Source organism: Amycolatopsis sp. SID8362, from assembly GCF_010550475.1.
In the GTDB taxonomy this organism is placed as follows: Bacteria; Actinomycetota; Actinomycetes; order Mycobacteriales; family Pseudonocardiaceae; genus Amycolatopsis; species Amycolatopsis eburnea.
In genome coordinates, this window is sequence record NZ_JAAGNB010000388.1 from 1 (window position 1) to 20,142 (window position 20,142).

Annotated in this window: 21 protein-coding genes; 3 read left to right on the top strand and 18 right to left on the bottom strand. The window is 70.1% G+C overall.

Going from position 1 to position 20,142, the window contains the following annotated elements:
• Positions 1-331: substrate-binding domain-containing protein (locus G3I65_RS12080; protein WP_160696181.1), on the top strand; the 331-nt coding region annotated here is incomplete at its 5' end.
• Positions 332-333: 2 nt separating this feature from the next.
• Here G3I65_RS12080 and G3I65_RS12085 read toward each other — a convergent pair.
• The 4 genes from G3I65_RS12085 to G3I65_RS12100 all read right to left on the bottom strand — a co-directional run bounded on the left by G3I65_RS12085 (position 334) and on the right by G3I65_RS12100 (position 4,709).
• Positions 334-1,203: an aminoglycoside phosphotransferase family protein gene (locus G3I65_RS12085; RefSeq protein ID WP_160696182.1), complete on the bottom strand. Its 870-nt coding sequence runs from the start codon at positions 1,201-1,203 to the stop codon at positions 334-336.
• Positions 1,200-2,309 carry an NAD(P)/FAD-dependent oxidoreductase gene (locus tag G3I65_RS12090; protein ID WP_160696183.1) on the bottom strand — a complete coding sequence of 370 codons (1,110 nt, stop codon included), beginning with the start codon at positions 2,307-2,309 and terminating at the stop codon, positions 1,200-1,202. Before G3I65_RS12090 ends, G3I65_RS12085 begins: the two co-directional genes overlap by 4 nt.
• A gap of 67 nt (positions 2,310-2,376) precedes the next feature.
• Entirely contained in the window at positions 2,377-3,351 is a 975-nt protein-coding gene (locus tag G3I65_RS12095; RefSeq protein WP_160696184.1) for a ferritin-like domain-containing protein, read from the bottom strand.
• A gap of 116 nt (positions 3,352-3,467) precedes the next feature.
• Positions 3,468-4,709, bottom strand: coding sequence for an aminotransferase class I/II-fold pyridoxal phosphate-dependent enzyme (locus tag G3I65_RS12100; protein WP_160696185.1), 1,242 nt, complete (start codon positions 4,707-4,709; stop codon positions 3,468-3,470).
• 63 nt (positions 4,710-4,772) lie between these two features.
• Between G3I65_RS12100 and G3I65_RS12105 the strand changes: the two genes are divergently transcribed.
• A complete protein-coding gene (locus G3I65_RS12105; protein ID WP_160696186.1) occupies positions 4,773-5,249 on the top strand; it encodes a hypothetical protein in 477 nt (158 codons plus the stop codon).
• Positions 5,250-6,116: 867 nt separating this feature from the next.
• Here the strand turns inward: G3I65_RS12105 and G3I65_RS12110 are convergent.
• From G3I65_RS12110 to G3I65_RS12175, 14 genes are all read right to left on the bottom strand, one after another.
• Positions 6,117-7,331: a DUF222 domain-containing protein gene (locus G3I65_RS12110; RefSeq protein ID WP_309235415.1), complete on the bottom strand. Its 1,215-nt coding sequence runs from the start codon at positions 7,329-7,331 to the stop codon at positions 6,117-6,119.
• A gap of 59 nt (positions 7,332-7,390) precedes the next feature.
• The gene (locus G3I65_RS12115) at positions 7,391-7,870 is read right to left on the bottom strand and encodes a hypothetical protein (protein WP_160696187.1); all 480 of its coding nucleotides are present in this window, start codon (positions 7,868-7,870) and stop codon (positions 7,391-7,393) included.
• Positions 7,867-8,355 carry a hypothetical protein gene (locus tag G3I65_RS12120; protein ID WP_160696188.1) on the bottom strand — a complete coding sequence of 163 codons (489 nt, stop codon included), beginning with the start codon at positions 8,353-8,355 and terminating at the stop codon, positions 7,867-7,869. Before G3I65_RS12120 ends, G3I65_RS12115 begins: the two co-directional genes overlap by 4 nt.
• Positions 8,352-9,584, bottom strand: a complete 1,233-nt coding sequence (locus tag G3I65_RS12125) for an MCE family protein (protein ID WP_160696189.1) — start codon at positions 9,582-9,584, stop codon at positions 8,352-8,354. Before G3I65_RS12125 ends, G3I65_RS12120 begins: the two co-directional genes overlap by 4 nt.
• Positions 9,581-10,732 carry an MCE family protein gene (locus tag G3I65_RS12130; RefSeq protein WP_160696190.1) on the bottom strand — a complete coding sequence of 384 codons (1,152 nt, stop codon included), beginning with the start codon at positions 10,730-10,732 and terminating at the stop codon, positions 9,581-9,583. The genes G3I65_RS12125 and G3I65_RS12130 overlap by 4 nt, the downstream gene beginning before the upstream one ends.
• Positions 10,729-11,922: an MCE family protein gene (locus G3I65_RS12135; RefSeq protein ID WP_160696191.1), complete on the bottom strand. Its 1,194-nt coding sequence runs from the start codon at positions 11,920-11,922 to the stop codon at positions 10,729-10,731. Before G3I65_RS12135 ends, G3I65_RS12130 begins: the two co-directional genes overlap by 4 nt.
• Entirely contained in the window at positions 11,919-12,950 is a 1,032-nt protein-coding gene (locus tag G3I65_RS12140; RefSeq protein WP_309235416.1) for an MCE family protein, read from the bottom strand. Before G3I65_RS12140 ends, G3I65_RS12135 begins: the two co-directional genes overlap by 4 nt.
• Positions 12,947-13,984 (bottom strand): MCE family protein, encoded by a 1,038-nt coding sequence (locus G3I65_RS12145; protein ID WP_160696193.1) that lies wholly within the window; start codon positions 13,982-13,984, stop codon positions 12,947-12,949. Before G3I65_RS12145 ends, G3I65_RS12140 begins: the two co-directional genes overlap by 4 nt.
• Positions 13,981-15,303, bottom strand: a complete 1,323-nt coding sequence (locus tag G3I65_RS12150) for an MCE family protein (protein WP_160696194.1) — start codon at positions 15,301-15,303, stop codon at positions 13,981-13,983. The genes G3I65_RS12145 and G3I65_RS12150 overlap by 4 nt, the downstream gene beginning before the upstream one ends.
• Positions 15,300-16,151, bottom strand: a complete 852-nt coding sequence (locus G3I65_RS12155) for an ABC transporter permease (RefSeq protein ID WP_163046676.1) — start codon at positions 16,149-16,151, stop codon at positions 15,300-15,302. Before G3I65_RS12155 ends, G3I65_RS12150 begins: the two co-directional genes overlap by 4 nt.
• Positions 16,151-16,939, bottom strand: coding sequence for an ABC transporter permease (locus tag G3I65_RS12160; RefSeq protein WP_125306715.1), 789 nt, complete (start codon positions 16,937-16,939; stop codon positions 16,151-16,153). Before G3I65_RS12160 ends, G3I65_RS12155 begins: the two co-directional genes overlap by 1 nt.
• Before the next feature lie 80 nt (positions 16,940-17,019).
• Positions 17,020-17,778, bottom strand: coding sequence for a glucose 1-dehydrogenase (locus G3I65_RS12165; RefSeq protein WP_160696196.1), 759 nt, complete (start codon positions 17,776-17,778; stop codon positions 17,020-17,022).
• On the bottom strand, positions 17,775-18,632 hold the full coding sequence (locus tag G3I65_RS12170; protein ID WP_160696197.1) for a 3-oxoacyl-ACP reductase: 858 nt from the start codon (positions 18,630-18,632) through the stop codon (positions 17,775-17,777). The genes G3I65_RS12165 and G3I65_RS12170 overlap by 4 nt, the downstream gene beginning before the upstream one ends.
• 84 nt (positions 18,633-18,716) lie before the next feature.
• Positions 18,717-18,908, bottom strand: coding sequence for a ferredoxin (locus tag G3I65_RS12175; protein WP_160696198.1), 192 nt, complete (start codon positions 18,906-18,908; stop codon positions 18,717-18,719).
• A gap of 70 nt (positions 18,909-18,978) precedes the next feature.
• Here G3I65_RS12175 and G3I65_RS12180 point away from each other — a divergent pair, with 70 nt between their 5' ends.
• Positions 18,979-20,142, top strand: coding sequence for an acyl-CoA dehydrogenase family protein (locus G3I65_RS12180; RefSeq protein ID WP_125306719.1), 1,164 nt, complete (start codon positions 18,979-18,981; stop codon positions 20,140-20,142).

Here is a 20,142-nt window from a genome sequence, read left to right on the forward strand (position 1 = left end):
CGAGAGCGGCTTCGTCGGCATGCGCCGGCTCCTCGCGCGCAAGGACCCGCCGACGGCGGTGTTCGCGGCCAGCGACGAGATGGCGGTCGGCGCCCTGCTGGCGGCCCGCGCGGCCGGGCTGCGGGTGCCGGACGACCTGGCGGTGGTCGGGTTCGACGACATCGAGGTGGCGTCGCTGGTGGACCCGGCACTCACGACGGTGGCCCAGGACAAGCCCGGCTTCGGCACGGCGGCGGCCGGCGCGCTGCTGGCGATGATCGAGAACGTGGGCGCCCCCGAACCGGTGCGGCTGCCGACGAAACTGGTCATCCGCGACTCGTGCGGCGCCTGACGTCAGCCGCCGTACTCGGCACGGATTTCGCCGAGGACGCGCTCCGCTTCGGCGGCTTCACGGCCGTGCGCGCGGGACCGGGTGCCGAGCGTCTTCCACAGCGCCCAGCCGCGGCCGCGGGCCCACGTGGCGTCGTCGATCGCCAGCCGCTCGCGGAACACCCGGCGGCCGCCGGCGGTCAGCAGCGTCCACGCGATGGCCACGTCGCAGGCCGGATCGCCGGCGCCGCAGCTGCCGAAGTCGATGACCGCGGCGAGCTTCCCCTTGTCCAGCAACAGGTTCCCGGCGGCGACGTCGCCGTGCAGCCAGCGCGCCACCCCGTCCCAGCGCGCGTCGAGCGCGACCTGCCAGATTTCGCCGGTCAGGTCGTCGAGCAGGTGCCGGACCAGCTCGTCGTAGGTGTGCAGCGGGCCGCCCCGGAACCAGTTGTGCTTCCCCGGCCCGGGTACGCCCGTGGGGTCGACGTCCTGCAGCGCCGCCAGGAACCCGGCCAGGTCGGTCGCGAACCCGACGGGGTCCGCGATGCCCTCCGCCGTCGCCGGTTCGCCGTCGAGCCACGGGTAAACCGACCACGCGAACGGGTAGTCCGCTCCGGGCCGGCCTTCCGCCAGGGGAACCGGAATCGGCAGCGGCAGCCGGGGCGCGAGCACCGGGAGCCAGCGCTGTTCCTTCTCGACGGCCAGGGCGTACTCGGCCGCGCTGGGCAGCCGCACCGACATCGCGTCGCCGAGGTGGAAGGTCCGGTTGTCCCAGCCGCCGTTCGCCACGGGACGCACGGGAAGGTCCGCCCAGTGCGGGAACTGCGCGGCGACGAGCCGCCGCACCTGGTCGGCGGTGACGTCGATGCGCCGGGGCGGCGGGCCGAGGCTCATCGGGCGGTGATCTTCGCGTCCCAGTCGATGTGGTGCGAGTAGAGCCAGCCGCGTTCCTCGCCGACGTCCCCGCCCGCGCTCGCCTTCACCAGCTTCTCGACCCGCTCGCGCCGCAAGCCTTCGTACGCCGCGAAAGCCGACGCCGGGTCCGGCAGGTCGCGCAGGCACTGCGCGAGGATCACGCTGTCCTCCAGCGCCATCGATGCGCCCTGGCCCGCGGCCGGGGACGCGGCGTGCGCGGCGTCCCCGGTCAGCACCATCTCCGGTGTCGACCAGACGCGCGTTTCGGGGACGTCGTAGGAGTGGCCGCCGAACACCTCGTCACCGGTGGCGGCGACGATTTCGGCGCAGGGCAACGGTTCTCCCTCGAACGCCGCGTGCGCGAACTCGCGCCAGCCCGCCGGGGTGACCGCGGCGATCTCCGCGCGCGGGCGCTCGGCGTCCGGGATGCGGGCGAACCAGAACGTGGCGCCGTCCGGGTCGGTGGTGAACCCGAACGCCGCTTTGCTGCCGCGGACCATCCGGTAGACCCCGGGCGCCGCCGGGAGCCCCTCGGCGCGGGTGTAGCCGTACACGACGGTCAGCCCGGTGTAGCGCGGCTCGTCCGCGGCCGGGTCGATCAGCCGCCGGACGACCGAACGCAACCCGTCCGCGCCGACCAACACGTCACCCGTTTCGGTGGTGCTGTCCGCGAACTCCGCCGTGACGCCGTCCGGTCCGGTCTCCGCGCTCACGAGGCGTTTGCCGCGTTCGAGCGGCACGCCCCGGCGCGCGGCTTCGTCCTGGAGGACGCGGTAGAGCGTCGCGCGGGTCATCGTGCGCGGCCCGTCGAGGCCTTCGGTGTCGAACTCGCGGCGCCCCACGGTCTCGCCGTTCGGGGCGACCAGCTCGACCCCGATCGCCGCGAAGGACGCGTCGATCACGGGCTGGTCGGCACCGATCGCGCGCAGGGCGTCCATGCCGTTGTGCATGATCGTGAGGAACGCGCCGATGTCGTCCCCGCCCGCCGGGTAGGCCTCGAAGACGACCGGCTCGTGCCCGGCGAGCTTCAGCGCCATCGCCGTGACCGTGCCGGAGATCCCGCCACCCGCAACCAGTACCCGCACCCTGCTCCCCCTCGTGGACTCCGCGTGCCGCCGACCACGACGTTACCGTGACGGCGGCACGCGGGGCTCACTCCTTGGCGCCACTGGTGGCGATGTCGCCGTTGAGGCCGCGCGGGAAGAAACCGCCCGAGGACACCTTGTCCGGGTTGAGGTAGGCGATGTTGAGCACGCGGTCGGCCGACCGGCCGAACGCGATGCCGTTGGCGTCGGCAGGCACGAGGTTCGCCTTGCCGTCCTTGAGCACGCCTTCGTCGTCGTCGGCCTTGCCGTCGAGGCTGTCGCGGGCGTCGGACATCTTGTTCGTGACGTCGCCGAGGCCGCGTTCGAACAGCTGCGCGCGCACGATGCCCGCGTGGTAGGCCTCGACCGCGAGGATGCCCGCCGCCGCGTCGAGGAAGGTCTTGTTGTTGACCAGCGGCGCCGCGCCCTTGTAGGCGGACACGCCGACGTCTTCGAACAGGTACGCGGCGAGCAGGAAGTTGTTCTCGCTGGCGAACGGGTCGAACGTCTGGCCCTGCTTGATCACACCCGCGGCCTGCATGGCCGCGGTGAAGCTGTTCTGGAAGTCGATCTCCGGCTGCGCGACGGCGGCTTTGTCGAGCGCCTTGCGCAGGAAGCTGACGTGGGCGACCTCGTCGCCGGCGATCTCCTGGACGATCTGCTTGACGTGCTCGCTCTTGAACTTCACGGCGTGCCCGCCGGAGACCTTGCCGAGGTTGCCGATGCCGTTGACGTACTTCTCGTTCAGCCCGTAGCCGGAGACGGCGAACGAGTAGAGGTTCGCCTCCAGGTACTCCAGGTTGAGCGCGAAGTTCAGCACGGCGGCGTCGCTCGCCGCCTCCTTCGCGGCATCGCCGCCCTGCGCGCCGTACTGCTGCGTGGCACCGGCCGAGCCGAGCCCCAGCGACAGCGCCGTGCCGAGCGCGCCGGCGCCCGCGACGCCGAGCCCCGCCGCTCCCGCAGCCTTGAGGAAGCGGCGGCGGTCGGTCGCGTTCTCCGCGCTGCGCTCGATCAGCTGCCGTGTGTAGCGTTTTCCGAACACCGGGGGACGTCCTCTCGTGACGAGTTCGTCCACCTCACCCAACGGTGATACGTACCTGGACGGCCCCCGGCTCGGTCAAATCGGGAAAAAATTCTTCCCGGTTGTCTTTCGCCTGGTCAGCCGCGTTCGGCGACCGCGAGCCGGACGCAGACGGCCAGCGCGCGGACGGCCTCTTCGACCTCGGCGAGCTTCGGGAAGGTCGGCGCGATCCGGATCACGGCGTCGTCCGGGTCGGCCCCGTGCGGGTGGGTCGCCCCGGCGGGGGTCAGCGCGACCCCCGCCTCCTTGGCCAGCCGCACGACCTCCTTGGCGGTGCCCGCGGGGACGGTCAGCGTGATGAAGTAACCGCCGGTCGGCTTGGTCCAGGACGCGAGGTCGGCCAGCTCCTCGGTGAGGATGCGGTCGACGGCCGCGAACTTCGGCCCGATGATCTCGGCGTGCTTGCGCATGTGGGCGCGGACGCCGGCCTCGTCCTTGAGGAAGTGGGCGTGGCGCAGCTGGTTGACCTTGTCCGGGCCGATGGTGCGCTTGCCGATGTTGCCGGTCCACCAGGCGAGGTTGGCCTCGGAAGCCCCGAAGAACCCGACGCCGGCCCCGGCCAGGGTGATCTTGGAGGTCGAGCCGAAGACGAACACGCGGTCGGCGTTGCCGGCCTCGGTGGCCAGCGCCAGCAGGTCGGCCAGCTCCGGCTCGTCGTCGGTGAGGTGGTGCACGGCGTAGGCGTTGTCCCAGAAGATCCGGAAGTCCGGCGCCGCGGTGCGCATGGTGGCGAGCCGCTTCACGACGTCGTCACTGAACGTGACCCCGGTCGGGTTGCTGTACTTCGGGACGCACCAGATCCCCTTGACGGCGGGGTCTTCGGCGACCAGCGTCTCGACGGCGTCCATGTCCGGGCCCTCGTCGGTCATCGCGACCGGGACGAGCTCGATGCCGAACCGCTCGGTGAGCGCGAAGTGCCGGTCGTACCCCGGAACGGGCGCGAGGAACTTGATCTGCGGCTCGTCGGCCCACCGGCGCTCGGCCCCGGGCAGCTTGCTCAGCAGCGCCTGCACGACGGCGTCGTGCATCAGCTCGAGGCTCGAGTTCCCGGCGGCAAGCAGCTGCTCGGCGGGCACCTGCAGCGCGCCGGCGAAGATGCGGCGCAGCTCGGCCAGGCCCTTCAGGCCACCGTAGTTGCGGACGTCGGTGCCGTCTTCGGCCTTGAAGGAGCCATCGCCGGGGAGGCTCAGCAGCGCGTTCGAAAGGTCGAGCTGCTCAGGCGACGGCTTGCCACGGGTGATGTCCAGGGAGAGGCCTCGGCCGACCAGGGCCGCGTAGTCGCTGCGGGCCGTGTCGACGTCGACGGAAGCAGTGGTCATGGCCCCAACGCTAACCCCGCCGTCGATACCATTTCGGGGCGGGTCCTGGCTAGGGTGGTAGGTGTGCTTTTGGTAGTCCACGCCGACCAGCGCCAGTTCTCCCTCCGCGACTCGGCATCCCACCTGACCGGCAGCGGCTGGACCCCGGCCGCCCTCGACCACCGGATCGCTTCCGAACCCGGCGGCATCGCGATCGTGACGGCCCGCTCGGATGTGGTGGAGTCTTCGGTGACGTTGGTGCCGTCCCCGCCCGCGGTGATCGCGGAGGCGGAGCACGTGGTGGAAGCGGATCTTCCGGTTCCGAGTGGCCGGGTGGTGATTTCCGGGCCTTCGGACTACCCGTCGCAGGAGAAGTTCTTTTCGGTGGTGGCGGGGTTGTACCGGGCTCGGGTTTCGTATGTGCCGGCTGGGCCGCCGTCGGTGACGTGGAACGAGCATGAGTTCGGGGAGCATTACCGGTATGTGGTGGAGCTGTGGCCGGTGACGGATCCGTCCGGGGTCTCAGTGCTGCGGCAGGGGGCTTCGGTTTGGGACGGGTGAGGGATTTGCGCGGGGCCTGCTCGGCGGTTGAGGGGCTCGACGGTCGGTGAGCCGGGCCGGGGCTGGGTGACTGCTGGGGCGCGGACGGTCGTGGCAGATGGCGGAGGCTGCAGGCGGATGGCGAGAGGCCGCGGGGCGCGCTGAACTCGGGCCGGGGTATAGCTGGGGCGCAGGTAGTTGGCATTCGTCACGCACGGACAGGGCTGCGGAGTGACCGGGCGCGCGGGGTCTGGCTGAGGCGCCGGCAGTCGGCGGTAGATGCCGAAGGTCACGCATCGAGAGGGCTGCGGGGTGACTTGGCGCACGGGGTCCAGCTGAGGCGCCGGCAGTCGACGGAAGATGGCGGAAGGTCGCGCAGAGCCAGCGCCGGAAGGCAGCGTGGGCGGATGGTGTCTTGACGCCGCAGGGGCGCGCTGAACCGGGGGGCGCAGGCGGCGGGCGGATTGAGGTCGCGGAGCCCAAGTCGGAAAGAGCTGGGGCACGGGCAGGTCGCGACAACGCCGAAAGCCGCGCAGAACCAGGCCGCGAGGCAGCGGATGGATGGCGGTTGATGCCGCGGGACAGACCAAACCCGCCCGGGAGGTAGCGGGCGGATGGCGATTGGCGCCGCAGGAGCACGCGAACCCAGGCTAGGAAGCAGCTAGGGCGCTTGCGGAGCGCAACAAACGCGGAAAGGTCGCGCAGAGCCCGGGCCGCGGGTGGTTGGGGCGTGGGGCGGCTGGGGCCTGGGGTGGCTGGGGCGTGCAGAGCCCGGGCCGCGGGTGGCTGGGCCGCGGGGTGGCTGGGCGTGGGGCCGCTGGGGCGTAGGGGGTTGATTGAGGGCGTGGAGGTAGGCCCGTAGCCGGTGGCTGCGGGCCTGTCCCGTGTTCAGGCTGCGAATGGCAGCGGCTGATGCAGGTTGTTGCGCCTGGGTTTTCGGCGTTTGTCCAAGAACCGTGGGGGCAGGAATTCGGGGTGGCCGTCAGGAGCGATGCGGACCTGCCAGCCCGAGCGATGCAGGAGCCGGTGATGGTGACCGCACAACAGGACCAGGTTCGCCAGTTCGGTCGGGCCGCCGTCGGCCCAGTGCCGGATGTGGTGGCCCTGGCAGTGCCGGGGTGGGCGATGGCAGCCGGGGAACGCGCAGCCACGGTCACGTAGGAACAACGCGCGGCGTAGGCCGGGGCTGATCAGGCGGCGGGCGCGGCCCAAGTCCAGAGGCTCGCTGGCGGAACCCAGGACGGCGGGGATCAGCTTGCAGTCGCAGGCGTGCAGGCGGGCTTCGGCAGCTGTGATGACGCCGGTGTCGCCGAGCGTGGCCGTGCCCAGGCCGGACTGGAGGTCGGTGAGGGAGACCGCGACCATCACGTGGACACGTTCACCCGCCTGGGCGGGGAGGTCGGGGGAATTCAACGCGAGGTCGACCGCGTCGGAGAAGGCGTCGCCGTAACGCTCTTGCGGGGAGCGGAGGTCGTCGGTGCCGCGGCGTTCGGCCAACGCATCCAGGAGAGCGCTGGCACGGGTGCCGGTCTCGTCGTCGAAGCGGCCCGTCAGTTCCCAGGTTCCGGTGCGTCTTCGACGCAACGACAGTTCCCGGGTAGGGGTGGCGGGTTCGGTGTCCTCGGGTGCGGGGCCGTCGGGGTCGAGGTGGGCCAGGATCCGGGCGCCCAGAGCGGCGACTTGTTTGTGGCCCGCGTCGGCGGCGAAGGTGAGCAGGTCGGCTTCGGCATCGTCGCGGTGAGGGGCGGGGATGCGGGTGACGGCGTCGATGATGGTGTCGATCATCGGGGTGCTCAACCGGCCGGTGAGCGCGGCGGCGCCGGTGGCCGGGGCGACGGCGAGGGTGGCGTCGAGAGTATGGGCGGAGTGCAGGGCCTGGGCGCGGGTGACGGTGCGTCTGGCGGCGGCGTGCGGAATGTCGGCGAGGTGTTCGTAGAGGCGTGCGGTGGTGCGGTATCCGAAGAGTTCCAACACGCCGCGGGATTCGATTTCCACCAGCAGCGCACCGATTTCCGCCTCAGCAGACCGCACCACGGTGAGCAGCGAAACGATGCGGTCGGCCAAGGCCTCCGCATCCGCTTGCCACACCGTTTCTCTGTCCACACCCCAAGATTACCGGGCACACGAACACATGTTCATCACACGATCAGGTGATCAACGATCTACAAAGCAGTCAAAGAAGAAATCTTCCAATGCCCATCAACCCGCCGAGCCGTCACCGCCAGCTGAGCCACCGAAGACGAAAGCGCCCCACCCGAACCAACCGTCTGCTGATCCAAGAACAACAACAACGAAGCGTCATCCCCCACCAAAGACCGCACCCCCACCGCCCGCACCGTCGTAGTCCGAACCAGCTTCTCAGCCGCAGCCCGAGTACGTGCCGAAGTGAACTGGGCCTGGTACTGACCCACCGCCTCCCCCGTCAACACCTGGGAAGCCGCCCGCTCGGTCCGGGCCAGATTCGTGTAGTCGTAAGAAAAAACCGACTTCACCGCATCACTGACCTCAGCAGAAACCGAAGCCGTAGCAGCGGAATCCACCAGGGCCTGGTTCGAACCAGGAGACAGAGAAGCCGCCTCGACGCCGAACCACACCGCACAGCCCAGGGCCAGCGCGGTCACCAAAGCCAGCACCCTCGTCATGATCCGGCCGCCTGGACGCCGGCGATCTTCCACCCCGACGCCGACCGCGAGACGTCCACCGTCAGCCGGTTCAGTTTGGGTGCGGCAGGCGAACCGCCCGTCGACACCCGGACGTCCAGCACCGCCAGCAGACGGGCCGAACCCGCGGCGACGTCGATCTCCGACACCGCCGCCTGGACCAGGGACGCCGTGGACACCGTGCGCGCGGAAGTCGCCCGGTCGATCTGGACTTGGCGGTCGCCGGAAAGGTCCTTTCCGTACTGGCCGGTCGCCGCCGCGATCCAGCGGTCGACGTCCGCCGCCGCCGAGCGGTAGTCGATCGTGTTCAGTGTGACCAGCTGGGGGCCCGCCGCCGCCAGCACGGCGTCGCGCTCGCGGCCTCGGGCCGAGGAGTCGTCGGACGCGGCTCGCCACCACGTCCAGCCCGTGAAGGCCGCTGCCAGCAAGGAAAACACCGTGAGCACCACCAGGAGACGGAGTTTCACGGCGCGCCCAGCAGCCGGCCGAGGCCGCCCGAGGACGGGCCCGTCAGCAGGCTCAGCATCCCCGGGAGCGGCTGCGGAGCCGAGGCCGCGGTCTGCGAAGGCGCGGCGGGGATCGCGGGCGGTTTGCCGGCGTAAGGGGCATTTTGCGCCCCGCGGACCCCGGTCGGGCTGCCGGGCGGCTCGGCGCAATACGCGTTCATGTTCACCGGCGCCTCAGCGAGATCGTTCGCCGGACGCTGCTTCGTCCCCTCATACCCCTTCGTGCACGAAGCGGGGTCGAAGAAGTTGAACACCACGCCCAGGTGACCGGTGCCGTCCGGGGACGTCGACGGCGAGAACGCGCCGATGATCGGGTACGCCACCAGCAGTTCCTCGATCGAGTCGCGCCGGGACGACGTGATCTGCGCGGTCGTCAGCAGGTTCGCGAACAGCACGCCCAGGTCCGTGCCGGACGCGGCGAGCACGTCGCTGATCTGCCTGCTCAGCTGCGGTGCCTGGGCGATCACCCGGCGCAGGTCCGGGTCGGACTTCTTGAGCTGGCCCGAAATCGTCTTCAAGCCGGCGGCGAAGTCGGTGATGTTCGCGGCCTGCCGCTGCTGCGTGTCCAGCACGACGCGCGAGTTCGCGAACAGCCCCTGCGTCTGCGGGACGTACTGCGTGGCGACGGCGGTCAGCGAGCCGGTGCTGTCGAGCAGCTGCTGCAGTTCCGGTCCCGCGCCCGCGAACGCGTTGTACGTCTCGTCGACGACCGTCCGCAGCGACTCCGGGTGCACGCTCGCCACGAGATCGTCCAAATGCGACAGCACGGTGTCCGGCGACGGCGGGAGCGACGTCCGGTCCGGGGTGATCACCGAGCCGTCCTTCAGGAACGGGCCGCCGTCGTGCTGCGGCAGCAAGTCGACGAACTGCTCGCCCACCGCCGAGCGGTTGGCCACCTGGGCGTGCGCGTCGGCCGGGATGTCCGGGGCGCCCGCGTCGATGTCGAGTGCGACGTCGACGCCGTGCTCGGTGAGGGTCATCCCGGTCACGCGCCCGACCGTCACCCCGCGGTAGGCGACCTCGGAGTTGACGAAGATGCCGCCGGAGTCGGTCAGCTGCGCCGTGACGACGTAGCCGCGGTTGCCGAACAGCCGGTCCAGCCCGGCGTACCGGCCGCCGGCGTAGACGACCGAAACCACCGCGATGACGACGAACGCGAACAGCTGGATGCGGATCTTGCGGGTGGTCACCGGCCACCCCCGACCAGGCCGAGCAGGCCGCCCAGCAGGTTCGGGCCCGCGGCCTGCGGCCCGGAACCGAGGTCGGGCAGCGGCAGCGGCGGCGCGACCGGCGCCTGGCCGCCGATGGTCTGGGGCAGCGCGAACGGCGGCTGCGACGAGTTGGTGAAGTTCTGGATCAGCGTGTCGAGGTCGAGGTTCACGTTCGCCTCGACGTTCGCGTAGTCGCCCTTGATCACGTTGCCCGCGTAGTCCGGGAACGGGTACGTCATCAGGATCTGCAAGGCGTTCGGCAAATTCGAGCCCGCTTCCCCGAGCTTCGTCAGCGTCGGCTGCAGTGCCTTGAGGTTCGCGACGAGCTCGTCACGGCTCTTCGTCACGGTGTCGACCGCGACGCCGGACAGCGTGTTCAACGCGTTCAGCATGCCCACGAGCTGGTCGCGCTGGTCGGTGACGATCTTCAGGCCCGGCGCCAGGTTGTCCAGCGCGTTCGACAGGTTCTGCGTCTGCCCGGTCAACGTCTTCGACAGCTTCGCGAGCCCGTCGATCGCGCGCAGGATTTCGGTGCGGTGCCCGTCGAGCTGGGTCGCCAGTTCGTCCACTCGGGACAGCAGCGCGCGGATTTCCGGCTCGTTGCCCGACAGCGCGTCGTTCAGCTCGTGGCTGATCTTCTGGATCTGCTCGACGCCGCCGCCGTTGAGCAGCAGGGAAAGCGCGCCGAGCACCTCCTCGACCTCGGGGTTGCGGTTGGTGCGCCCGAGCGGGATCTGCGCGCCATCACCCAGATGACCGGCGGCCGGCTCGGCCGTCGGCACGCTCAGCTCGACGAACTTCTCCCCCAGCAACGACGACTGCTTCAGCTCGGCGCGCGCGTTCGCGGGCAGCGCGATGTCGCCGTTGACGGTCATCGCCACCAGCGCGGACCGCGTGTCCGGCGTCAGGGAAATCTTGTCCACCCGCCCGACGGCGACGTCGTTGACCTTGACGCTCGACTGCGGCACCAGGTCCAGGACGTCGGTGAACAGCGCCGTCACGTGGTACGGGTGGTCGCCGACGTCGGCGCCGCCCGGCAGCGGCGTGCCGTAGAGGCCGTTGAACCCGCCGTCGCTGCAGGCCGCCAGCACGAGCACGCCGGCGAGCACGCCCGCGAGCCGCTTCACTTCGCACCGCCCGAAAGCTGTTCCATGACGTCCACCAGCGGGAGCGGCAACGGTGGCAGGGTCCCGTTCTGCAGGGAGTTCAGCACCTGCGGGACGGTCGGCAGCTTCAACGCGCCGTCCAGCACCGGCGCGAGCTGCTTGCAGATGTTCCCCAGCGCGTCCGGGAGCTGCTTCGGCGTGAACGAGCTGATCAGCCGGCAGACGGTGAGGATCGGCGGGTTGGTCAGCTCGTTCAGGTTGTCGCGCACGGCGATCGTGCCCGACGCGGCGTCGTAGGAGTTGATGAAGTTGGTCGCGCCGGTCGGGGCGATGTCGAGGACTTCGGCGAGCGCGGCCCGCTGGTCGACCAGGACCTTCGACAGCGACGCCAGCTTGCCCATATTGGACTCCAGCGCGCCCTTGTTGTCGTTGACGAACGTCTGGACGTCGCCGAGCGCCCCGCCGAGCGACTGCAGCGCGGCACCCACCTCGGACGAGTCCGCCGCGAGGAACTGGCTGACGTCGGCGACGCGCCCGTAGAACTCGTTGAGCTGCTGGTCGCTCTGGGCCAGCGCACCGGTGAACGAGTTGAGGTTCTGCACGGTCGAGAACAGGTCGTCCTTCGAGCCGTCCAGGGTCTTGGCCAGCTCGGCGAGCTGCCCGACCGTCGAGTTCAGCGAAGCACCGTTGCCCTTCAACGTGTTCGCCGCGGTGTCCAGGACGCCGGACAGGGCGCCGTCCTTGTTGGCGCCGTTCGGGCCCAGCGCCGTCGACAGCTTGTCCAGGCTCGAGTACAGGTCGTCCAGCTCCACCGGCGTCGCCGTGCGGTCCTTCGCCAGCACCGTTCCCGAAGCCAGGACCGGACCGCTGTCGTAGGCCGGGGTCAGCTGGACGTACCGGTCGCTGACCAGGCTCGGCGCGACGACGACCGCGCCGACGTCGGCGGGCAGCGAGACGTCGTCCACCCGCATGTCCACGCGCACGGCGTCGCCCTGCGGCGTGACGTCGGTGACCTGCCCGACCGGCACGCCGAGCACCCGCACCGACGAACCCGCGTACAGCCCGACGGTCTTGCCGAAGTAGGCGGACAGCTTCGTCCCGGTGGATTCCCGGAACACCAGCCACAGCCCGGCCGTCACCAGCAACGCGAGCACGCACGCGAATGCCAGCCACGTCACCAGGCTGCGCCCGCGGTAGGTCCGGATGGTCATCGGCCGCCCACCCCCTGGTTCGGCGCCGCGATCGGCGGGGTGCAGCCCTCGGGGTTGATGGTGACGACTCCGGCGTTGATCGTCGGCGGCAGCAGCCCGCACAGGTAGCCCTCGAACCAGCGGCCGTTGCCGGTGGCGTTCGCGCCGACGCGGGCGAACGGCGCCATCAGCTGCAGGCTCTTGTCGAGGTTGCCCTGGTTGCGCTGCAGGATGTCGGTCACCTTCCCGAGCTTGTCCAGCGTCGGTTTCAGCTGCGCGCGGTTGTCCTGGACCAGCCCGGTCAGCTGCTGCGAGAGCTGCTGGGTGCCGGTGAGCAGCGCGTTGATCGCCTTCTTGCGGTTCTGCAGCTCGCCCAGCAGGAGATTGCCGTCGCTGATCACGCGCTGCAGCTGGGCGTTGCGGTCGGACAGCGTCTTCGAGACCTGGCTCGTGTTGGCCAGCAAGGTATGGAGATCGGCGTCGCGGGACGACACGGTGCGAGCCAGCGACGACAGCCCGGTCAGCGTGTCCTTCAGGTACTGCGGGCTGTCCTTGAGGCTGTCGGAGAGCGCGTTGAAGCTGTCCGCGAGCTGCTTCGTGTCGATGTCGCCGACCGTCGTCGACAGCTGCTCGAACGCGTCCTGCAGCTGGAACGGCGTGCGCGTGCGGGCCTGCGGGATCGTCGCGTCCGGCTCCTGCGTGCCGCCGCCCTTGGGGTCGATGGCGAGGTACTTCTCCCCCAGCAGCGTCTTGATCTCGATGGACGCCGTCGTCGCGTCGCCGACGCGGACGTCCTTGACGCGGAACCGGACGAGGACCTGTTTGCCCTGGAGGGAAACCGAGGACACGGTGCCGACCTTCACCCCGGCGACCTCGACCTCGTTGTCCGGCGCCAGCCCGGCGGACTCGCCGAAGTACGCCGAGTACGTCGTGCCGTTGCCGAAGAACGGGAGCTGGTCGGAGAAGTACGTCGTGGCCGTGACGAGCACGATCAGCACGAGCGCGACCGCGCCGACTCCCGCCTGGTTGCGTTCCTTCAGCGGCTTCACGGACCACACCTCTCCGCGCGCTGCGTACCGGGGATGGGGACGATCGGCAGGGTGATGTCGAGCGAGGAAATGCCGATGGTGCCGGTGATCCCGCACAGGTAGTAGTTGAACCAGCTGCCGTAGCTCAGCGTCCGGGTGAACTTCTGCAGGTTGCCCGGCAGCACCTCGAGGAGGTGGTTGAGCAGTTCGCCCGAGTCGCCGAGGTTCTGCGAGAGCACCCCGAGCTGGGCGACGTCGTCCTTGAGCGCCGGCCGCGCGTCCGCCAGCAGGCCCGTGGTGGACACCGCGAGGTCGCCGAGCGCGCTGACCGCGTCGCCGATCGGCTTGCGCTGCTCGGCCAGGCCGCTGACCAGCTTCTGCGTCTGCTCGATGAGGTCGCCGAGCTGCGGGCCGTGCGCGTTGACCGTGCCGAGCACGGTGTTGAGGTTCGCGATGACCTGGCCGATCACCTGGTCCTTGCTCGCGATGGCCGTCGTCAGGGACGCGGTGTGCTGCAGCAGGCTGGTGATCGTGCCACCCTCGCCCTGGAAGACGCTGATGATCTCGGCCGAGAGCTGGTTGACGTCCTTCGGGCTCAGCGCCTTGAACAACGGCTTGAACCCGTTGAACAGCACGGTGAGGTTGAGCGCGGGCTTGGTGCGCTCGGGCGGGATCGTGCCGCCGTCTTCGAGGGCCTTCTGCCCGGGGACGTCGGTGCCGAGCGCGAGGTAGCGCTGGCCGACCAGGTTGCGGTACTTGATCGTCGCGGTCACCGTCTCCGGCAGCCGGTAGGCGTGCTCGACGTCGAACCGCACCTGCGCGAGGTTGCGCTCGCCCTCGACCACCTCGATCTTGTCGACCTGCCCGACCTTGACGCCGGCGATGCGGACGTCGTCGCCTTCCTTGAGCCCCGACGCGTCGGTGAACTTCGCCAGGTACCCGGACGTCTCGCCGAAGTTGGTGTTCGCGATAGTGGCCGCGAGGATCCCGGTGAACAGCACGGTGACGACGGCGAAGACCGCCAGCTTGATCAGGGAGGGAACGAAACTCCTCACTTGAGCTCCACCTCCGCCCCGCGGTAGAGCGGCCCGACGAGCAGGCCGGCCCAGCCGGGCACGTCACCCGGCGCGGTGCCGAGCGCGGGCGAGGCGAGCAGCCCGATCAGGTCGTGCTCGTAGCTCGAGCCGACGATCGTGCCGGACCCGCCGATGGCGCCACCTCCGGCGGGCAGCTCCTCGGGCGGGTACTTCGGCGGCGGGGGCTTGGTGGAGCCGTCCTTGATCGCGCCGTCCGGCGGGTACTGCGGCCACACGCCAGGGTGCGGGACGCTCGGGTAGCAGCGCGGCCCGCGCTTGTCGTCGTACTTCGGCTCGTCGACGCCGGGCAGGTACTTGCCGCGGCTGGCGGCGAACTCGATGGTGACCCGGCTGACTTCCGGGTGCGCGGTGCCCTTGCCGAACGCCAGCTCCGCGCGCGGCACCGACTCCGCGAGCTGCCGCATCAGGCACGGGTACTCGGGCGCGTACTTCGCCAGGACGTCGAGCGTCGGCTGGATCGCCGTGGTGAGCCGGATCAGGTTGTCCTTGTTGACCTGCAGGAAGTTCGTCAGGTCCACGGAAGCCGCGGTGACGGTCGCGTAGAGGTCGCTCAGCTGGGCGCGCTGGTCGACGATCGTGCGGCTCGTCGTCGTCAGGTCGGACAGCGCCGCCAGCAGGTCCGGCGCGGCCTTGTCGTAGGTGTCCGCCACGTTCGCGAGGCCGGTGATGTCGGCCTTCACGTCCGGCAGCGACGGGTTGAGCTTGCCGAGGTAGTCGCTCAGCTGCACGAGGGTCTGGCCGAGCTGCTTGCCGCGGCCTTCGAGCGCGGTCGACACCGCCGTCAGCGTGCTCGACAGCTTCTCGGGCTGGACGGCCTGCAGCAGCGGCATCACGTCGTCGAGGACCTTCTGCAGCTCGATCGCCGCGCTGCTGCGGTCCTGCGGGATGACGTCGCCTGCCTTGATCGGGCCTTCGGACGTCTCGGGCAGCTGCAGGGCGACGTACCGCTCGCCGAAGAGCGTCTTCGGCAGCAAGCGCGCGGAGACGTTCTTGGGGATGACGTGCGTCTTGCCCGGGTCCAGCGCCAGCTCCAGCTCGGCGTGGTCGCCCTTGGCCACCACCGAGCGGACTTCGCCGACGAGCATGCCGCGGACCTTGACGTCGCCGCCGGTGCGCAGCTGGCTGCCGACCCGGTCGGTCTCCAGCTTCACGAGCGTCACCGGCGTGAACGCCTTGTTGTAGACGGCGAGCGTGAACGCGATGAACAACGCGGCCACGAGCAGGAAGGCGAGCCCCAGCACCTGGTACCGGAGCCGCTGCCACAGCTCGCGCCTCACCCGGAGATCCTCACCGTCGTGTTGGCGCCCCAGATCGCGAGGGACAGGAAGAAGTCCAGGACCGAGATCAGCACGATCGACGTCCGCACCGCGCGGCCCACCGCGACGCCGACGCCGGCCGGGCCGCCGCTGGCGTTGAAGCCGTAGTAGCAGTGGGACAGGATCACCAGCACGCTGAACACGATCACCTTCCCGAACGACCAGAGGACGTCGCCGGGTGGCAGGAAGAGCGTGAAGTAGTGGTCGTAGGTGCCCGCGGACTGGCCGTAGAGCCAGATGGTGATCTGGCGGGACGCGAGGTAGCTCGACAGCAGGCCGACCGCGTACAGCGGGATCACCGCGGCGACGCCGGCGAGCACCCGCGTCGTCACCAGGTACGGCATGCTCGGCACGCCCATGACTTCGAGCGCGTCGATCTCCTCGGAGATGCGCATCGCGCCGAGCTGGGCGGTGAAGCCGCAGCCGACGGTCGCGGACAGCGCGAGCCCGGCCGACAGCGGCGCGACCTCGCGCGTGTTGAAGTAGGCGGAGATGAACCCGGTGAGCGCGGCCGTGCCGAGCTGGTTCAGCGCGGAATAGCCCTGCAGGCCGACGATGAGGCCGGTGAAGAGCGTCATCCCGATCATCACGCCGAGCGTGCCGCCGATGACCGCGAGGCCGCCGGTGCCGAAGCAGACTTCGGTGAGCAGCCGCAGCGTTTCCCGGCCGTAGCGGCGGATCGTGCGCGGCGACCAGGCGAGCGCTTTCGCGGCGAACGCGAGCTGCTTGCCGAGCCCTTCCAGGCTCTGGCCGGGACGCGCGATGTACTCGAGCGTCCGGTCGGTGGTGTCGAGGGGTTCCGCCGTCATCACATGGCCTTCGGCGGGACGATCCGCAGGTAGATCGCGGTGAGCACGACGTTGATGAGGAACAGCAGCAGGAACGTGATGACGACGGCCTGGTTGACCGCGTCGCCGACGCCCTTCGGCCCGCCCGCCGGGTTCAGCCCGCGGAACGCCGCGACGACCCCGGCGACGAAGCCGTACAGCAGCGCCTTGATCTCGCTGACCCAGAGGTCCGGCACCTGGGCGAGGGCGTTGAAGCTGGCCAGGTACGCGCCGGGTGTGCCGCCCTGCAGGACGACGTTGAAGAAGTAGCCGCCGAGCACGCCGACCACGCTGACCAAGCCGTTGAGCAGCACCGAAACGACCATCGCGGCGAGCACGCGCGGCACGATCAGGCGCTGGATCGGGTTGACGCCCAGCACTTCCATGGCGTCGATCTCTTCGCGGATCTTGCGCGCGCCGATGTCCGCGCAGACCGCGCTGCCGCCGGCACCCGCGACGAGCAGCGCCGTGATCAGCGGGCTCGCCTGCTGCACGATGGCGAGCGCGCTGGCCGCGCCGGTGAACGACTGGGCGCCGATCTGCGCGGTCAGCGAGCCGAGCTGCAGCGCGATCACCGCGCCGAACGGGATGGCCACCAGCGCGGTGGGGAGGATCGTGACGCTGGCGAAGAACCAGCACTGCTGGATCCACTCGCGGAACTGGAACGGGCGCTTGAAGATCGCGCGCAGGACCTCCCAGGACAACGTCGCCAGGCGGCCGACCTGGGTCAGGGCCGCGGTTCCCGGGAGCGTGCCAGTGCCTTCGCTCACCACACCTCCCAGTAGGTCGTCGCTGACCTCCGAGTGTTCTCCATACCCGGCGCCCGATTTTCGTTAGCGGTGTTAACTGATCAGAAGTTCAGCGCGTGCGAGGCCGTCGCTCCCCCGTCCGCGACGAACTCCGCCCCGGTGCAGTACGCGCTTTCGTCGCTGGCCAGGAACAGCACCAGCTTCGCGATGTCCTCCGGCTGCCCGACCCGGCCCAGCGCGACCTTCTTGCCGACGTAGGACATGTCGACTTTCTGGCCGCCGGCCGCGGTCGAGACCATCTGGGTGTCGATCGCGCCGGGGTGCACCGAATTGACGCGGATGTGCTTCTTGCCGAGTTCCATCGCGGCGACCTTGGTCATCCCGCGGATCGCGAACTTGCTCGCGGTGTAGGCGATCAGGTACGGCATCCCGGCCAGACCCTCCACAGAGGACACGTTGACGATGGAGCCACCGCCGGCGGCGGTCATCGGTTCAACGACCGAGCGCATCCCGAGAAACGCCCCGATCTGGTTCACCCGGATCACGCGCTCGTAGTCGGCCAGCATCGTCTTGCCCAGCTCGGAGAAGTGGAGGATGCCCGCGTTGTTGACCAGCACGTTCGGCGCGCCGAACTCGGCGGTCACGCGCTCGACGGCGGCCGCCCAGTCGTCCTCGCTGCCGACGTCGAGGTGCTGGTGGACGGCGCTCTCGCCGAGCTCGGCGGCGAGCTGCTTGCCCTCGTCGTCCAGGATGTCGGCGACCAGCACCTTCGCGCCCTCGGCGACGAACGCGCGGGCCGCGGCCGCGCCCTGGCCGCGCGCGGCCCCGGTGACGATGGCGATCTTCCCGTCCAGCCTCAAGACTCCTCCAGGATTTCGGTGGCGGCGAACATCCGGCCGGGATCGCGCTCGGCGAAGAACGCGCTGACCGACGTTTCCAGCTCGTCGAGGCGCCAGCGCCGCTCGATCCGCGGCGCTTCGACGAGGGAGACCGTGCCGCCGTGCACCACGAACACCTGGCCGTTGACGTGCTCGGCGGCCGGCGACGCGAGGTAGGCGACGAACGGGGCGACGTGCTCGACCGAGAGCGGATCGGCGCCTTCGGCGGGGGCGGCGCCGAACACGCCCTCGGTCATCGCCGTCCGCGCGCGGGGGCAGATCGCGTTGGCGCGGACGCCGTACTTGGCGAGGCCGCGGGCGGCCGACATGGTGAGCGCGGTGATGCCCGCCTTCGCCGCGGCGTAGTTGGGCTGGCCGGGCGAGCCGATGAGGAACGCCTCCGACGCCGTGTTGACCAGCCGGCCGTAAACCGGCTTGCCGTCCGCTTTGGACCGCTCGCGCCAGTGCTTCGCGGCGTTGCGGGACAACAGGAAGTGCCCGCGCAGGTGGACGCGCAGCACGGTGTCCCAGTCGTCGTCGGACATCGAGAAGAGCATCTTGTCGCGCAGCACGCCGGCGTTGTTGACCACGATGTCGAGCCCGCCGAGGTCCAGCGCGGCCTGGGTGAGCGCGTCGGCCGTGGCCCGCTCCCCCACGTCGCCGGCGACCGCGACGGCCTTGCCGCCCGCCGCCTCGATCTCTTCGACGACGTCTTTCGGTTCGCCGATGTCGTTGACGACGACCGTGGCGCCGCCGGCGGCCAGCGCGAGCGCTTCGGCCCGGCCCAGCCCCGCGGCGGCACCCGTTACGATCGCTGTCCTGCCGGTCAGGCTCACCGCGAGGCCTCCTCGTCGAGTCCCAGATGTCGGGCCCAGACTAGAATCTGTTCTCGGTTTGGGCAAGCCTTTCAGTGAACGGCGCTAACCGACGATGAACAGGGCGTTCTTCGGACAGCTCTTGACCGCATCGGAAACACGTTCTACCTGATCGGCCGGGACCGGGCCCGACTGGATCACCAGGTTCTCGTCGTCGTCGAGGTCGAACACGTCCGGGGCGAAGCCCACGCACACCGCGTTCGCCTCGCACGCCAGTCGATCAATGCCGATCTCCATGCTTCCTCCACCGCGCCGGCCCTGGTACAACTAGAACAGGTTCTACTATAACGCCGGATCGGGGTGACGGGTGCGGATCGACTACACGCCGGAGCAGCGCGCGCTGGCCGTCGAACTTCGGGAGTACTTCGCCGAGCTGATGACGCCCGAGCGTCGGGACGGCCTCCGCTCGGGCGGCGGCGAATACGGCGACGGCGCCGCCTACAAGGAGATCGTGCGGCAGCTGGGCAAGGACGGCTGGCTCGCGCTGGGCTGGCCGAAGGAGTACGGCGGGCAGGGCCGGCCGATGCTCGACCAGCTCATCTTCACCGACGAAGCGGCCGTCGCCGGGGTGCCGGTCCCCTTCCTGACGGTGAACACCGTCGGGCCGACCATCATGCGCTACGGCACCGACGAGCAGAAGGCGTTCTACCTGCCGAAGATCGCCGCGGGGGAGCTGCACTTCTCGATCGGCTACTCCGAGCCGGAAGCCGGCACGGACCTGGCGTCGCTGAAGACGCGCGCGGTCCGCGACGGCGACGAGTACGTCGTCACCGGGCAGAAGATGTGGACCAGCCTGATCGAGTACGCCGACTACGTCTGGCTCGCGGTGCGGACCGACCCTTCGGCGAAGAAGCACCGCGGGCTGTCGATGCTGATCGTGCCGACGTCTTCGCCTGGGTTCTCGTGGACCAAGGTGCACACGGTCGCGGGCGCGGGCACCAGCGCGACGTACTACGACGGCGTGCGCGTGCCGGTTTCGGCGCGTGTCGCCGAGGAGAACGCGGGCTGGCCGCTGATCACCAACCAGCTCAACCACGAGCGCGTCGCGCTGACGTCCGCGGCGCCGGTGCGCAAGGCGCTGGCCGACGTCCTGGCGTGGGCGCAGGAGTCCGGCGCCATCGAGCAGGAGTGGGTGCGGCTGCACCTCGCGCGGGTACACGCCGGCGCGGAGTACCTGAAGCTGCGCAACTGGCGGATCGCCTGGGCGGCCGCGGCGAGCGAGCTCGGCCCGGCGGAGGCGTCGGCGACGAAGGTGTACGGCACGGAGTTCGCGATCGAGGCCTACCGGCTGCTGATGGAGGTGCTCGGCGCGGCGGCCGTCGTCCGCGAAGGCTCGCCGGGCGCGCTGCTGGCCGGGCGGATCGAACGGCTGCACCGGTCGGCGCTCATCCTCACCTTCGGCGGCGGCACCAACGAAATCCAGCGGGACATGATCGCCGCGACCGCACTCGGCCTGCCCGTCACGCGCTAG

Coding starts and splice junctions, on each gene's coding strand:
- G3I65_RS12100 (WP_160696185.1), bottom strand. CDS start 4,709: ATGACCACTGCTTCCGTCGACGTCGACACGGCCCGCAGCGACTACGCG.
- G3I65_RS12115 (WP_160696187.1), bottom strand. CDS start 7,870: ATGACGAGGGTGCTGGCTTTGGTGACCGCGCTGGCCCTGGGCTGTGCG.
- G3I65_RS12135 (WP_160696191.1), bottom strand. CDS start 11,922: ATGACCATCCGGACCTACCGCGGGCGCAGCCTGGTGACGTGGCTGGCA.
- G3I65_RS12175 (WP_160696198.1), bottom strand. CDS start 18,908: ATGGAGATCGGCATTGATCGACTGGCGTGCGAGGCGAACGCGGTGTGC.
- G3I65_RS12155 (WP_163046676.1), bottom strand. CDS start 16,151: ATGACGGCGGAACCCCTCGACACCACCGACCGGACGCTCGAGTACATC.
- G3I65_RS12085 (WP_160696182.1), bottom strand. CDS start 1,203: ATGAGCCTCGGCCCGCCGCCCCGGCGCATCGACGTCACCGCCGACCAG.